Annotated in this window: 13 protein-coding genes; 10 read left to right on the top strand and 3 right to left on the bottom strand. The window is 39.5% G+C overall.

The genetic code is table 11. The features are described 5' to 3' along the window. Nucleotides 1–29 precede the first annotated feature (29 nt). Entirely contained in the window at nucleotides 30–1,016 is a 987-nt protein-coding gene (locus tag BQ5341_RS08780) for a GIY-YIG nuclease family protein (RefSeq protein WP_083378655.1), read from the bottom strand. Between the two features lie 101 nt (nucleotides 1,017–1,117). On the opposite strand from BQ5341_RS08780, the gene BQ5341_RS08775 reads away from it, so the two are divergent. Together BQ5341_RS08775 and nagA are read left to right on the top strand one after the other, a co-directional pair. Further along, nucleotides 1,118–2,335: a pyridoxal phosphate-dependent aminotransferase gene (locus BQ5341_RS08775; protein WP_071131619.1), complete on the top strand. Its 1,218-nt coding sequence runs from the start codon at nucleotides 1,118–1,120 to the stop codon at nucleotides 2,333–2,335. 126 nt (nucleotides 2,336–2,461) lie between these two features. Continuing rightward, nucleotides 2,462–3,610: an N-acetylglucosamine-6-phosphate deacetylase gene (gene nagA / locus BQ5341_RS08770; protein ID WP_071131618.1), complete on the top strand. Its 1,149-nt coding sequence runs from the start codon at nucleotides 2,462–2,464 to the stop codon at nucleotides 3,608–3,610. Between the two features lie 95 nt (nucleotides 3,611–3,705). Here the strand turns inward: nagA and BQ5341_RS08765 are convergent, their stop codons facing one another. Then, nucleotides 3,706–4,050, bottom strand: coding sequence for a hypothetical protein (locus BQ5341_RS08765; RefSeq protein ID WP_071131617.1), 345 nt, complete (start codon nucleotides 4,048–4,050; stop codon nucleotides 3,706–3,708). A gap of 27 nt (nucleotides 4,051–4,077) precedes the next feature. After that, the gene (locus tag BQ5341_RS08760) at nucleotides 4,078–4,749 is read right to left on the bottom strand and encodes a DNA/RNA non-specific endonuclease (protein ID WP_071131616.1); all 672 of its coding nucleotides are present in this window, start codon (nucleotides 4,747–4,749) and stop codon (nucleotides 4,078–4,080) included. A gap of 71 nt (nucleotides 4,750–4,820) precedes the next feature. Between BQ5341_RS08760 and BQ5341_RS08755 the strand changes: the two genes are divergently transcribed. The 8 genes from BQ5341_RS08755 (at nucleotide 4,821) to tsf (ending at nucleotide 13,785) form a co-directional block, all read left to right on the top strand. After that, nucleotides 4,821–5,522: an ABC transporter ATP-binding protein gene (locus BQ5341_RS08755; RefSeq protein ID WP_071131615.1), complete on the top strand. Its 702-nt coding sequence runs from the start codon at nucleotides 4,821–4,823 to the stop codon at nucleotides 5,520–5,522. A 4-nt stretch (nucleotides 5,523–5,526) separates the two neighbouring features. Next, complete coding sequence (locus BQ5341_RS08750) at nucleotides 5,527–8,964, top strand: ABC transporter permease (protein WP_071131614.1); 3,438 nt, start codon at nucleotides 5,527–5,529, stop codon at nucleotides 8,962–8,964. A gap of 143 nt (nucleotides 8,965–9,107) precedes the next feature. Next, nucleotides 9,108–9,821, top strand: a complete 714-nt coding sequence (gene tsaB, locus BQ5341_RS08745) for a tRNA (adenosine(37)-N6)-threonylcarbamoyltransferase complex dimerization subunit type 1 TsaB (protein WP_106396190.1) — start codon at nucleotides 9,108–9,110, stop codon at nucleotides 9,819–9,821. After that, nucleotides 9,796–10,350, top strand: a complete 555-nt coding sequence (gene rimI / locus BQ5341_RS08740; RefSeq protein WP_235836394.1) for a ribosomal protein S18-alanine N-acetyltransferase — start codon at nucleotides 9,796–9,798, stop codon at nucleotides 10,348–10,350. Before tsaB ends, rimI (BQ5341_RS08740) begins: the two co-directional genes overlap by 26 nt. Continuing rightward, nucleotides 10,334–10,816: a ribosomal protein S18-alanine N-acetyltransferase gene (rimI, locus tag BQ5341_RS08735; RefSeq protein ID WP_071131613.1), complete on the top strand. Its 483-nt coding sequence runs from the start codon at nucleotides 10,334–10,336 to the stop codon at nucleotides 10,814–10,816. The genes rimI (BQ5341_RS08740) and rimI (BQ5341_RS08735) overlap by 17 nt, the downstream gene beginning before the upstream one ends. Further along, nucleotides 10,791–11,840, top strand: coding sequence for a tRNA (adenosine(37)-N6)-threonylcarbamoyltransferase complex transferase subunit TsaD (gene tsaD / locus BQ5341_RS08730; RefSeq protein WP_071131612.1), 1,050 nt, complete (start codon nucleotides 10,791–10,793; stop codon nucleotides 11,838–11,840). The genes rimI (BQ5341_RS08735) and tsaD overlap by 26 nt, the downstream gene beginning before the upstream one ends. Nucleotides 11,841–12,000: 160 nt before the next feature. Further along, a complete protein-coding gene (gene rpsB / locus BQ5341_RS08725) occupies nucleotides 12,001–12,798 on the top strand; it encodes a 30S ribosomal protein S2 (protein ID WP_071131611.1) in 798 nt (265 codons plus the stop codon). Nucleotides 12,799–12,903: 105 nt separating this feature from the next. After that, nucleotides 12,904–13,785 (top strand): translation elongation factor Ts, encoded by an 882-nt coding sequence (gene tsf, locus BQ5341_RS08720; protein ID WP_071131610.1) that lies wholly within the window; start codon nucleotides 12,904–12,906, stop codon nucleotides 13,783–13,785. The last annotated feature ends 28 nt before the right edge of the window (nucleotides 13,786–13,813 follow it).

The raw sequence follows: 13,813 nt of genomic DNA, 5'->3' as shown, positions 1-13,813 counted from the left end.
AAACCTTATTTAAAATATAACGAATCCGCTCACTTGTCAAGCGCCCAGTTAAAATCAAAGCGGGAAATAGACCCGTTGCGATATAAATAATTAAAGAAAATTGGAAACAGATCAGCATCACTTTTGTTTAAATATTTTTTAGCTGAAAGTTGTCGCCATTTTTCTGTTTTCACTTGATTTTTTAATTTTTTTAACGCTTGGGCAGGGCTTGCTGTTCTTTGATAAACTGTTTTGCCTAAAATTTCTCCTTTACCATATAAATAGTAAGCGACGCCGTTTTTTTCTGGAATTTGACCAACAAATAAAAAGTCACCATTGGCAGCTAAAAGTTGCTGATTGCGACGTAAAAAGCGTTGGACGATCAGACGTTTTTCCCACCAAGTACTGGCTTGTTCAAAAGCTTCGATTTCTGCTAGGTGACTGACTTTATTATCCAGTCGGGCCAGCATTTTTGTATTTTCACCTAGCATCACTTCTTGCAGTTCTGCTTGGCGCAATTTATATTCGGCTTTCTTTTCTTCCGGCGTGCTATTGGGTTTATAAGGAAAAATAATTCCTTTGACAAATTGCAACGGGCCGCTTAAATGATACAAGCCGTCCGCCACTTGCAAAAATTCTTTCATTTTTTCTTGGCGATAAAAAGGTCCTAAACAAAGCGCGTTATCAATCCAGTCGGCAGAAACGCGCCACTGATTTTTTTGCCAAACGAAATAGCCGTAATTTTCATAATGGTTCATTAAAGTATTATATGCCGGACGATTTTCATGAATTTGGTGGCACTCCAACAATAAAGCATCAAATTCGCTAGCGACATTAACCATTGTAAAATGATCCACCCGCATCAACATTTGCGAAATTTTTTTTGAATGAGGCGTACTGTTTAAAAAATAACTCATGACCCGCGCTTTTAAATTTTTGGCTTTACCAATATATAAAATATTTTCGTGTTCGTCTTTCATCACGTAAATTCCCGGCGTCTCCGGCAAGAGGCGTGCCTGTTCTAATAAATTTTCCAAAAAATTCTCCTAAATATTGTTAAAATTATTTGCTTTTGCTCGCTTTTTTTCTTACGATAAACTAATCTTAAGTTAAAAGCAATGAATTTGGAGATGAAGATGTGCGGGAATTCAGTAAATCAAAAAAATTAGAACACGTAAGCTACGATGTCCGAGGCCCAGTCCTTGAAGAAGCCGAACGAATGGAAGAAGAAGGGATCCGGATTTTAAAATTAAATACCGGAAATCCAGCAACTTTTGGTTTTGACGCCCCGAACGAAATTGTCCGGGACCTGATTTTAAATGTTCGCTCTTCAGAAGGATATTCGGCCTCAAAAGGAATTTTTTCAGCGCGAAAAGCGATTGAACAATATTGCCAAACCAAAAATTTTCCTAATGTGGGGATTAACGATATTTATACAGGCAACGGGGTTAGCGAACTGATTACGATGTGCATGCAAGGTTTGCTGGATCATGGCGACGAAGTTTTGATTCCTATGCCAGATTATCCGCTGTGGACGGCGTCGGTTTCTTTAGCTGGTGGAACGCCGGTCCATTATATTTGTGATGAACAAGCCGAGTGGTATCCAGATATTGACGACATTAAGAAAAAAATTACTAGTAACACCAAAGCCATCGTCATTATTAATCCTAACAATCCGACCGGCGCTTTGTATCCGAAAGAATTGTTAGAAGAAATCGTTGAAGTCGCTCGGCAAAATTCTTTAATTATTTATTCTGATGAAATTTACGATCGCTTAGTGATGGACGGACTCGTTCACATTCCAATTGCCACTTTGGCACCAGATCTTTTTGTCGTAACGTTAAATGGTTTGTCCAAATCCCACAGAGTCGCTGGCTTTCGTTGTGGCTGGATGATTTTGTCCGGGGATAAAAGTCATGTGAAAGATTATATTGAAGGCTTGAACATGTTAAGTTCCATGCGTTTATGTTCCAATGTTTTGTCTCAACAAATTATTCAAACCGCACTTGGCGGCTACCAAAGTGTTGACAAATTATTACTGCCTGGCGGACGAATTTACGAGCAGCGGGAATTTATTTACAATACTTTAAATGCGATTCCTGGGGTTAGTGCGGTTAAACCAAAAGCGGCTTTTTATATTTTTCCAAAATTTGATGTGAAAAAATTTAATATAACAAATGATGAACAATTTGTGTTGGATTTCTTGCATCAATATCATATTTTATTAGTTCATGGCCGAGGATTTAATTGGCCCCAGCCAGATCATGCCCGCTTTGTTTATTTACCGCAAATGGAAGAACTAAAAATCGCCACCGATTCTTTAGAACAATTTTTAAGCACGTATCAGCAAAAATAAAACGCGAAAAATAGACGCAGAAATTGGCGCCGGAAATAAAATTGGAAAATCAGTGGTCTACACCAATCTTGCGTTTTTAAATAAAAAGAGTTATCGTTAATGTAGCGAAAGAAAAGGGGAGAAGATATGAAAAAATTTGTAAAAGCAGCGCGCTTCTTTTTGAAAAATGAAGTGAAAGGACCGGGTTATTTAGAATTAGTCGACGGTAAATTTGGCGACTTTTCAAAAAATGTTCCGGCAGATGCCGAAATTATTGATTACGGGCAACAATGGATTGCTCCAGGTTTAGTGGACACTCATATTCATGGTTTCAAAAATCATGACGTGATGGACAATGATTTTGAAGGAATCAAAGTCATGTCTGAAGCTTTGCTAAGTTGCGGTGTCACTTCTTTTTTGCCAACAACATTAACGAGCACTCATGAAAAATTACAAGATGTCGCTCAAACAATTGGCGACCATTATCAAGAAGTAACTGGTGCTAAAATTCAAGGAATTTATTTTGAAGGACCATTTTTCACGCCGGAACATAAAGGCGCCCAAAATCCTAGTTATTTTTCCGATCCATCAATTGAAGTTTTTGATAAATGGCAAGAAGCTGCCGGTGGATTAATTAAAAAAATTGCCATGGCTCCAGAACGGACTGGCGCTGTTGAATTTGTTAAACACGTGACCCAACAAGGCGTAGTGGTTTCTTTAGGGCACAGCGATGCGACGATTGAACAAGCTGCCGAAGTTGTTGAAGCTGGCGCCAGCGTTTTTGTTCACGTCTATAACGGTATGCGGGGATTGCATCATCGCGAACCAGGAATGGTAGGCGCTGCGATGACTTTGCGAAATGTTTTTGGCGAAATGATTTGTGATGGTCATCATGTCCATCCAAAAGCAGCTCAAGCGTACATGGATGTTCGCGGTCGTGATCATGTGGCATTGATTACCGACTGTATGATGGCTGGCGGCATGCCTGATGGCGATTATATTTTAGGAGAATTTCCAGTGACCGTGGCAAATGGCACGGCGCGTTTGAAACAAGATAATAATTTAGCCGGTTCGATTTTGAAATTAAAAGAAGGCGTGAAAAATGTCGTGGACTGGGGCATTGCAACACCAGAAGAAGCCATCGCCATGGCCAGCTCAGTTGCCGCTACAAGTTGTAAAATTGACGACGTTTGTGGCTTCATCGCCCCAGGCCGCGATGCTGACTTTATCGTGTTAGATCCCGACTTAGAATTAGCCGCCACTTACCTAGACGGCAAAAAACGCTACGAAAGATAAGGATATTTTTTGACTGAACTGCAAGACAAAAAATAAAAATAGCAAAAAAAGCTGTAACCAAAATTTTTGGTTACAGCTTTTTTTTGCAAATATTTTTAACGAATATACTGTGAAGGGGATTGGTGTTGTTGAAATTTTTCTAAGAAAATTTTTGGAGCTATAAAAAATTTTTCGATATCAGTATTGTTAAAAGAGCGAGGGATGACCCAAGTTTCAGTTGCGCTTTTGGCCATTAAAAAGTCGCCGTCAATCGAACGGGCAAACACAAGACTGCCGGTGTCAAAAAGTTTAGAAAAAAAAGTTTCATCACAAGTTGCTGGGCTAGCGAGTGCGCGGGATAATTGTAAAAACTCGTCATTAAAATCGTCAAAGAATAAAAAATCATCGAGGTTCGTTTGTCCAGCTTCTATCAGTTCTGCTAATAAATGATGACCATCCATCGACAGGTCACCTCCTTTTAATCATTTTTAGTTTTCACTATCGGCTGCTTGTAAATTATAAATGCGCACCGAAAAATCAAGCGTCGGATTATTTAAAGTTTTAGCAGATAGAACTACTGCTTTTGGAAATAAATTATTGCCATCGTATTCGACTTTGACTTGATAAAAAACAGTTAAATTATCTTCCATTGCTTGGCGGATTTGATTTTCATAAGTAGTCATGTAAGGCGTGTTCACTGGATTTTGATACAAGGTAGCCAGATTACGCGGGTCATCACCGGATCCACCAAGTTGGCGACCGATTAAATGTCCGCGAGAATGAAAATACGGTTTTTCGCCACTAATAAAACCCGGGGGGCGAATATCGCGGTTGGCGCTAGTGCCGGTATTAATTAAATTTTTCTTTAACAGGGCGGATGCGCCTTGAGGTCGTTTTAAACTATCCAGTTCTTCATATTCAATGAAGGCTGCTTGATCTTGCAATTGTTCTGTAGTAAATGAACTTTTCCCGAGATCTTCCACACCGGGATTGTTTTTTTCAGAAACCGGCGTTTGGACTTCTTCGATTAGGGAAGTTAAGCCGAAAAATTCATAAAGACTTTCTGGCGCATTGATACCAGCGAATCCTAAAACTAATAAAATAATAACGCCAACTAAAATTTTCGTTGGGTTTTTGCTTGTTTTCTTTTTGCGAGCCACTTTCTTTCCTCCTTTTCAGTAACATTATAGCAAAAAAATGTGATAAGATTAATGCGAGAGGACGTGGATGAATGAGTTACATTGAAGTAATTGATGAAGTAAAAAAATACGGCGAAGGGGAAAATGAGATTTTTGCCAATGCCGGCATCAATTTTCACGTGAACCAAGGAGAATTGGCGGTGATTTTAGGGCCATCTGGTGCCGGGAAATCCACCGTCTTAAATATTTTAGGCGGGATGGATACGCCAAATTCTGGTCAAGTTTTAGTTGATGGCGTGGATATTGCCCAAATGAATGACAAACAATTGACCGTTTATCGCCGCAATGAAGTGGGATTTGTTTTTCAATTTTATAATTTGGTGCCAAATTTAACTGCCAAAGAAAATGTCGAGCTAGCTTCACAAATTGTCGCCGATGCACTAGATGCCAAAGAAGTTTTGGAACAAGTGGGCTTAAGCAAGCGAGAAAATAATTTTCCAGCGCAACTTTCAGGGGGCGAGCAGCAACGGGTGACCATCGCCCGCGCGCTAGCGAAAAAACCAAAATTATTATTATGTGATGAACCGACTGGAGCACTAGATTACGAAACGGGAAAACAAGTGCTGCAGATTTTGCAAGATACCGCCCAAAAAACCGGCACGACAGTCATTATTATTACCCACAACTCGCAAATCGCCCCCATGGCCGATCGGGTGATTCGAATCAACGATGCCCGGGTGCGAGAAATGAAAGTTAATCCAACACCAACGCCGATTTCAGAAATAAGTTGGTGAGACGATGAAAAAAACTGCGCTCCACAAAAATGCTTGGCGAGAAATTTTCAATTCAAAAGCGCGTTTCTTGTCAATTTTAGGAATTATTTTTCTTGGTGTTGGCTTTTTTTCTGGAATTAAAGCTACCGGTCCAGATATGGAAAAAACCGCAGATCAGTATTTTGCCCAACAAAAGCTGAGTGATTTAACGGTCCAAAGTTCGCTAGGTTTGACGCAAGCTGACCGCACCCTTTTAGAAAATAATCCAGATGTTGCTGCTGTTGAAGAAAATTTTTCCGTCGATACAGTGCTCAGTACGACAAATCAAGTGGCGAGAATTTTTAGTTTGCCAGAAGAAACCGACACACTGGTAGTAGTCTCCGGACATTTGCCTAAAAATAATGGCGAAATTGCCCTCGATCAAAATCAAGCGGCCAATTTTAAAATCGGCGACACATTTACAGTAGAAGAAGAAACACTTGCTAGTCAAGAATATAAGATTGTTGGTTTTGTAATTTCCCCAAAATATATCGAACATATGACGCGTGGGGTGACGACAGTCGGTAGTGGAACGATTGATTTCTTTGGCGTGATTACTAAAGATAATTTTGATCAAGAAATAATCACAAGTCTTTCGGTTCGTTTTAAAAATTTGCCCACAGAAACATACAGCACCGCTTATGAAAATCAAGTGGCTGAAAATATTTCCGATGTCAAAAAAGATTTTAGCGACCGACCTCAAGAGCGCCTGACTGAAATAAAAGACGCCGCCAATGAAGAAATTGCTAACGCTCAACAAGACGTGACGCAAGGGCAAGATCAGTTAGATCAAGCGGGAATTGATTTGGAACAAGCCGCAGCTGAAATTCAAAGCGGGCGCGATCAATTAGCGGCCGGCCAAGCGGAATTTGAAGAACAAATTACCGAAGCACAAGCGCAGTTAGATGAAAATGCGGCTGAAATTCAACAAGGCCAACAAGAACTTGCCACTGCTCAAGGAACTTTAGACGAAACAAAAGCAACTTTAGATGCAACGAGTCAAGAACTTGCTAGTGCCCAAGAAAATTTTCAACAACAACAAACCGACTGGCAACAATTAAAAGCGCAAGCTGAAACGTCGATTACCGGCTTACAAACACTCCAAGAAAATTTTGGGCCAGTCAATAGCCAGCTGACTACTATTTTACAATTAACTGATGAAAATCAGTACGCCGCACAAATAACCGCCCTCGCTGGGAATCTTTCAACGCAACTGACAAATTTCCCGCAACTAGGATTATTTAATACGGCAAATAATTTAAATGGCGCTTTAGAAAATATTTCCGCCAATCCTAGCGACCGCCAAAATGGAACAGCTTTGCAGACGGCCTTGGCTCAATTTCTTCAAGAAGTCGACCAAACAATGACCGTCACCGTGCAACAAGTTCAAGACGGCGACGCGCAAATTGCAGGCGGCTTGGCCCAATTAGAAGCGGCCCAAGCCCAATTAGCATCAGGAATTGCGCAATATGATGATGCGGTAAGTCAATTGGCAGAAAAAACGCAAGAACTTGCAGACGGCCAAACGCAATTAGATGCCGGTCAAGCTCAATTAGACGAACAAATTGCCCAGACTAACGAAACTTTTGCCGAAACGCAAGCCCAACTTGATGAAGCTAGCACACAATATGAAACAGGACTAGCGCAATATCAAGAGCAGCTGGCGGAAAATATGCCGCAATTAAATGATGCCCAAAATGAAATTCAAGCAGAAATTGATCAACTTGATTCCTTAGAAGCAGCCGATTATTTTTATTTTGATCGGACTAATAATCAAGGGTACCAAGAATTTTCCGAAAATGCGACTCGGATTACGAATATTGCCACGGTTTTTCCGGTGTTATTTTTCTTAATTGCCGCGCTAATTAGTTTTACGACTATGACGCGAATGGTGGAAGAAAAGCGGGGGGAAATCGGCACTCTGAAGGCATTAGGTTATTCTAATGGAGAAATTTCTGAAAAATATTTACTTTACGCTGGACTTTCAGCAGTGATTGGTTCGATTTTAGGAATTGTAGTGGGGAATTTATTATTTCCTTCGATGATTTTTAATGCTTACGGCTCACTTTATAATTTGCCGGAAATTGTTATTGCTTGGTATCCATTCGATATTCTGATTGCCTTTGTCGTGGCATTATTGTGCACGGTGGTCAGCGCCCTAGTTGCTCTAAGAGTGGATTTACTTAATGCACCAGCGACATTAATGCGGCCAAAATCTCCCAAAGCCGGCAAACGATTATTTATTGAGCGACTGACTTTTATTTGGTCCCGTTTAAGTTTTATTCGTAAAGTTACGGTTCGTAATTTATTTCGCTATAAGGCCCGCGCATTTATGACGATTTTTGGAATTGCCGGGTGTATGTCGTTAATGATTACCGGTTTTGGTTTGCGAGATTCCATTGGCGATATTGTTAATTTGCAATTTGGCAAACTTTGGCATTATCAAAGCGTGGTGACTTTTAACGATGAAGCAAGCGCTGAGGATAATACTGATTACCAAGAAGCGCTGGACCAGCTGGACGGCTTAAATAAAACGATGCCTATGTCTTCCACGAGTTTTACTAAGGAAACTAAAAATGTAAATCAACAAGAAATTACCGTTAATGTGCCAGAAGATCCTGAACAAATTGCTGATTTTATTTCCTTTAATGATCGTAAAACGAGCAAAAAATATTCTTTAACCGACGATGGCGCGATTATAAATGAAAAATTGGCCAACTTGTTTGACCTTGAAGCAGGCGATACATTTACGTTAAAAGACGCTGATTTAAATGAATACACAATAAAAGTTTCAGCGGTCACGGAAAATTACGCCATGCATTTTGCCTATATGACTCCAACTTATTACCAGGAAATTTTTGGGCAGGAACCAGTTTACAATAGCGATTATTTACTTTTTGATGAAGCATTATCTAGCGATGACGAAGAAAACATCGCCAAAGATTTAATGGCAAAAGCGAAAGTATTAAATGTCAGCTTCTTATCAGAAACTTCGCGGGCGATGGATGACACTATGAGTTCTTTGAATATTGTTGTCTGGGTGTTAATAATTTCCGCGGCTCTATTGGCCTTTATTGTCTTGTATAATTTGACCAATATTAATATTTCCGAACGGATTCGCGAGCTTTCCACCATTAAAGTGCTAGGTTTTTACAATAAAGAAGTCACCATGTATATTTACAGGGAAAATATTGTCTTAACCTTTTTCGGAATTATTTTCGGCTGTCTGTTAGGTATTGTCGTTCACCGCTTTGTTTTGCAAACAGTCGAGGTGGATATGATTATGTTTGGTCCTAATATTCACTGGTTAAGTTTTGTTTACTCATCACTGTTGACGATTGCCTTTACTTTATTGGTCATGTTTTTCATGCACCAAAAATTAAAAAAAGTTGACATGATTGAAGCTCTAAAATCAAATGAATAAAAAAGCGTTGAGCCATTTTTTGGGCTCAACATTTTTTTTAATAAAATTCTTTTAATACGATGCAAAATCTGCAAATAATTCAAGAAACTTTTTTTATTGCAGCAGGCTGTGGTAAAATGTGTCAGAGTCGGGAGGTCAAAATAGTGAAAATTTTAGCAGTGGATACAGCCGGGAATGCCTTAAATGTGGCTGTTGTTACCGAAGAAAAAATTCTCGGGAAATTTAGTTTAAATGTCAATAAAAATCATTCCATCACCATGATGCCAGTGATTGAACAATTGTTTACTGATTTGCAAATGACGCCTTCAGAAATTGATCGAGTCGTCGTGACACAAGGACCAGGATCGTATACGGGTCTGAGAATTGGCGTGACTTTTGCCAAAATGTTGGCTTGGACGCTGGAAAAAGAATTAGTCGGCATGTCAACTTTAAAAGGGCTAGCTGCCAATGTTAAAGAAGATGGGCTGATTTCTCCAGTGATTGATGCGAGACGAGGCAATGTTTATACGGCATTATTCGAAAGAAAAAATGGCGAACTAAAACGACTGACAGACGATCAACATATTTCATTTTCTGATTGGTTGACCCAATTGACGAATTATTCAACAAAAGTTTTATTTTTAGGAGAAACGCAAAATTTTTCCCAAGAAATAATGGATGCAAGTCACAAAGTCAATTCATTTCCAGAAGTTGATTTGTTAGACGCTGCTGTGTTAGGTTTAATCGGAGCTGCTGAAAAACCGGTGGCTGACTTAGAAAGTTTTGTGCCGAAATATTTAAAACGGGTAGAAGCCGAAGAAAAATGGCGCCAAGCCCATCCAGGAGCTAAAGATGAACAATATGTTGAAAAAATCTAGTTTCTTAAAACGGCTAGCTGATTTTTGGTTTGGACCGGAAACCACTTACGAAAAAGAAGTTTATTTATCTGAACGCAGATTTTGGATGCGAGAAATCAATATGGCCGATATCAAGGAACTTTTGACCTTGGAACGCGAGGTTTATGCCGGTCTTACGCCGTGGACGCGCTCGGCCTTTTTATTAGAAATAAAATCCATCGCATTGCATCGGTATTTGCTTTTAGAAAAAGACGAAAAACCACAAGCTTTTATTGGTCTACGCATTCACGGCCGGGATTGTCACGTCACCAATATTGCCGTCAAACCGTCCTTACAAGGAACGGGACTGGGCACTTTTTTATTAAATGAAGGAAAAATATTTGCCAAAGAAAATAACTGCCAGCAAATGTCCCTTGAAGTTCGAGTTTCAAATTTAGGGGCGCAAAAATTATATCGGAAATTCGGCTTTGTTGCCCGGCAAATTAAAAAGAAATATTACGATGAAAATGGGGAAGATGCGGTGGATATGGTCTATGAATTTGAAGATTAAAAAAATTGCTGGGACCCAGTGGTCACCAGCAATTTGTAAGGTTTTATCTACCGCCTTTTCTCATAGTACTTGGCTACAAAAAGATATCGAAAATAGTTTGCAAAACGAGAGTCATTTATGGATGGCAGCTTTTGAAAATGAAAAACTGATTGGCTTTTTACAAATTACTCAAGTTGTCGATGAAGCTGAAATTTTGAATCTCGCTGTAGACCCCGTTTGGCAAGGGAAAAAAATCGGCGCCCAATTATTAATGGAAGCAGAAATAATTTTGGCCAGTCAAAAAACCAATAAATTATTTCTTGAAGTCCGTCAAAGTAATGTACCCGCCCAAAAATTATATCAAGGTCTTGGTTTTTCAGAAATCGCCCGGCGTCACAATTATTATGATCAGCCACAAGAAGATGCGCTGATTTTGCAAAAATACATAAAGGAAGTTGAAGATGGAAAAAAATCCGCAAAATTTTAAAATTATTTTAGCTGTGGAATCAAGTTGTGATGAAACCAGTGTGGCCATTGTTACTAGCGAGCAAAAGATTCTCAGTAATATTGTCGCTTCACAAATTAAAAGTCATCAACGTTTCGGCGGCGTTGTGCCAGAAGTTGCTAGTCGTCATCATGTGGAGCAAATTATTAGCTGCTTTGACGAAGCAATGAAACAAGCTGGCGTAACCATGGATCAAATCGATGCTGTGGCAGTCACTTATGGTCCCGGCCTTGTGGGAGCACTCCTGATTGGAATTACAGCGGCAAAAACTTTTGCTTGGGCTCACAATCTGCCTTTAATTCCTGTAAATCATATGGCAGGCCATATTGCAGCCGCTAATTTTGTTACTGAGCTTCATTATCCGCTACTAGCGCTACTTGTCAGCGGGGGCCACACGGAACTTGTTTATATGAAGACTCCCGGCAGTTATGAAATTATCGGCCAAACAAGAGACGATGCCGCCGGGGAAGCTTATGATAAAATTGGCCGAGTGCTAGGTGTAAGTTATCCCTCTGGAAAAATTATCGACGAAATGGCTCATCATGGCAACGATACTTTTCATTTTCCTCGGGCGATGCTAAAAGAAGATAATTTTGATTTTAGTTTTTCAGGATTAAAATCCTCTTTTATTAATACCGTTCATAATGCTCAACAAAAAGAGATCACTTTAGATGCCAATGATTTGGCAGCAAGTTTTCAAGCATCGGTTATTGAAGTTTTGGTGACTAAAACTTTGCGCTGCGTCAAAGAATTAGGTGTTAAACAATTAGTTGTGGCCGGTGGCGTGGCAGCCAATCGCGGACTTAAAGAAACATTTACAAAAATTATCGCCCAAGAACAATTGGATTTACAATTAATCGTTCCTCCAGTGGCTTTGTGTGGCGATAATGCGGCCATGATTGGTTCCGCCGCTTTTATTGAAGCGAAAGAAAATCATTTTGCCGCTGGAAATTTAAATGCGAAACCAGGTTTAAGTTTTCCAGAACAACAAGAAATAGAAGTTTAAAAAATATTTGCAAGTTAAAGAGAATTACGATATACTACTAGAGGTGTCTAAACACCAAATCCACATTAAGGAAGATTGTCTGCAAGGTGCTTTGAAAAAAGTTTGCAGGCGAAATGATTTTCTTAAGAGGAACTAAAAAACCATATTGGAGGAATGAATCATGGCTGTAATTTCCATGAAACAACTGCTAGAAGCTGGCGTACACTTTGGTCACCAAACACGTCGCTGGAACCCGAAGATGAAAAAATATATCTTCACTGAAAGAAACGGAATCTACATTATTGACCTACAAAAAACGGTTAAATTAGTAGACGTTGCTTACGACTATATGAAAAATGTTGCTCAAGACGGCGGCGTTGCTTTATTTGTCGGAACTAAAAAACAAGCACAAGATGCTATCAGAGATGAAGCTGTCCGCGCTGGTCAATATTACGTTAACCATCGTTGGTTGGGCGGAACTTTGACTAACTGGGGCACAATTCAAAAACGGATCGCTCGTTTGAAAAAAATTCAAGCCATGGAAGAAGACGGAACTTTTGAAGTTCTTCCTAAAAAAGAAGTTTCAAACTTGAACAAACAACGCGAACGTTTAGAAAAATTCTTAGGTGGGATTGCTGAAATGCCAAGAATTCCTGATGTAATGTACATCGTGGATCCTCGCAAAGAACGCATCGCTGTTCAAGAAGCTCATAAATTAAACATTCCAATCGTAGCTATGGTTGATACGAACTGTGATCCTGATGAAATCGATGTAATCATTCCATCAAATGACGATGCTATTCGCGCCGTTAAATTGATCACTGCTAAAATGGCTGACGCTTTTGTTGAAGGTCGTCAAGGCGAAGATGTTGAAGTTTCTGTTGAAGAAACTCTACAAGCATCTGCTGACGAAACAAACGAAGCAGCTTCTATCGAAGAAATTGTTGATGTTGTTGAAGGTAGCAACTCAGCTGAATAATCGTAAATAAAATTTTGAGGCTGTCTCAAGGGCAAGGCGGAAAAGCCGGCTTCACCCTTTGGACGGCTTTTTTTAAAAGAAAAAATTTTAGGAGGAAATATAAAAATGGCAAATGTAACTGCAAAACAAGTAAAAGAATTACGTGACGCAACTGGCGTTGGGATGATGGATGCTAAAAAAGCTTTAGTAGCTGTCGATGGAGATTTTGAACAAGCTGTTGATTACTTACGTGAAAACGGAATGGCTAAAGCTGCTAAGAAAAATGATCGGATTGCAGCGGAAGGTTTGGCTGCCACTTACGTGAACGGCAATGTGGCTTCTGTTGTAGAAATTAATTCTGAAACAGACTTTGTTGCTAAAAATGTTATGTTCCAAAATTTAGTTCAATATTTCGCACAATTAGTTGCTGAAAACAAACCAGCTGACCTTGAAAGTGCCTTAAAAATTAAAACTGAAAAAGGAACGATTGAAACTGACCTAGTTGAAGCCGCTACTGTTATCGGTGAAAAAATTAGCTTCCGTCGTTTCGCTGTTTTAGAAAAAAATGATGATGCTGCATTCGGCGCTTATTTGCATATGGGTGGTCGGATTGCTGCTTTAACTCTTTTAGATGGTACAACAGATAGCGATATTGCTAAAGATGTTGCGATGCACGTGGCTGCGATTAACCCTCGTTATGTTAACGATGCACAAATTCCAGCTGAAGAATTAGAACACGAAAAAGAAGTTTTAACTGAACAAGCTTTAAACGAAGGCAAACCAGCTAAAATCGTTGAAAAAATGGTGGAAGGCCGCTTGCATAAATTCAAAGCTGAAATTACTTTAGTTGACCAACCATTCGTTAAAGATCCTGATCAAACGGTTGAACAATATGTTTCTTCTAAAGGCGCTACAGTTGCTAACTTTGTTCGTTTTGAAGTAGGCGAAGGTATCGAGAAAAAAGAAGATAACTTTGTTGAAGAAGTTATGAACCAAGTGAAAAAATAAAACAAACTAGGAACGTCGATATGGCGCT

The sequence above is a fragment of the Enterococcus timonensis genome (genome assembly GCF_900104595.1).
GTDB lineage: Bacteria > Bacillota > Bacilli > Lactobacillales > Enterococcaceae > Enterococcus_J > Enterococcus_J timonensis.
Note: the sequence above shows the minus strand (reverse complement) of the source record. Positions and strands in the feature narration are given on the sequence as shown.

Bases quoted from the DNA above. Each gene is read 5' to 3' on its own strand.
- rpsB (WP_071131611.1), top strand. From the start codon at position 12,001: ATGGCTGTAATTTCCATGAAACAACTGCTAGAAGCTGGCGTACACTTT.
- rimI (WP_071131613.1), top strand. From the start codon at position 10,334: ATGAATTTGAAGATTAAAAAAATTGCTGGGACCCAGTGGTCACCAGCA.
- nagA (WP_071131618.1), top strand. From the start codon at position 2,462: ATGAAAAAATTTGTAAAAGCAGCGCGCTTCTTTTTGAAAAATGAAGTG.
- tsf (WP_071131610.1), top strand. From the start codon at position 12,904: ATGGCAAATGTAACTGCAAAACAAGTAAAAGAATTACGTGACGCAACT.
- rimI (WP_235836394.1), top strand. From the start codon at position 9,796: ATGAACAATATGTTGAAAAAATCTAGTTTCTTAAAACGGCTAGCTGAT.
- BQ5341_RS08750 (WP_071131614.1), top strand. From the start codon at position 5,527: ATGAAAAAAACTGCGCTCCACAAAAATGCTTGGCGAGAAATTTTCAAT.
- tsaD (WP_071131612.1), top strand. From the start codon at position 10,791: ATGGAAAAAAATCCGCAAAATTTTAAAATTATTTTAGCTGTGGAATCA.
- BQ5341_RS08755 (WP_071131615.1), top strand. From the start codon at position 4,821: ATGAGTTACATTGAAGTAATTGATGAAGTAAAAAAATACGGCGAAGGG.
- BQ5341_RS08765 (WP_071131617.1), bottom strand. From the start codon at position 4,050: ATGGATGGTCATCATTTATTAGCAGAACTGATAGAAGCTGGACAAACG.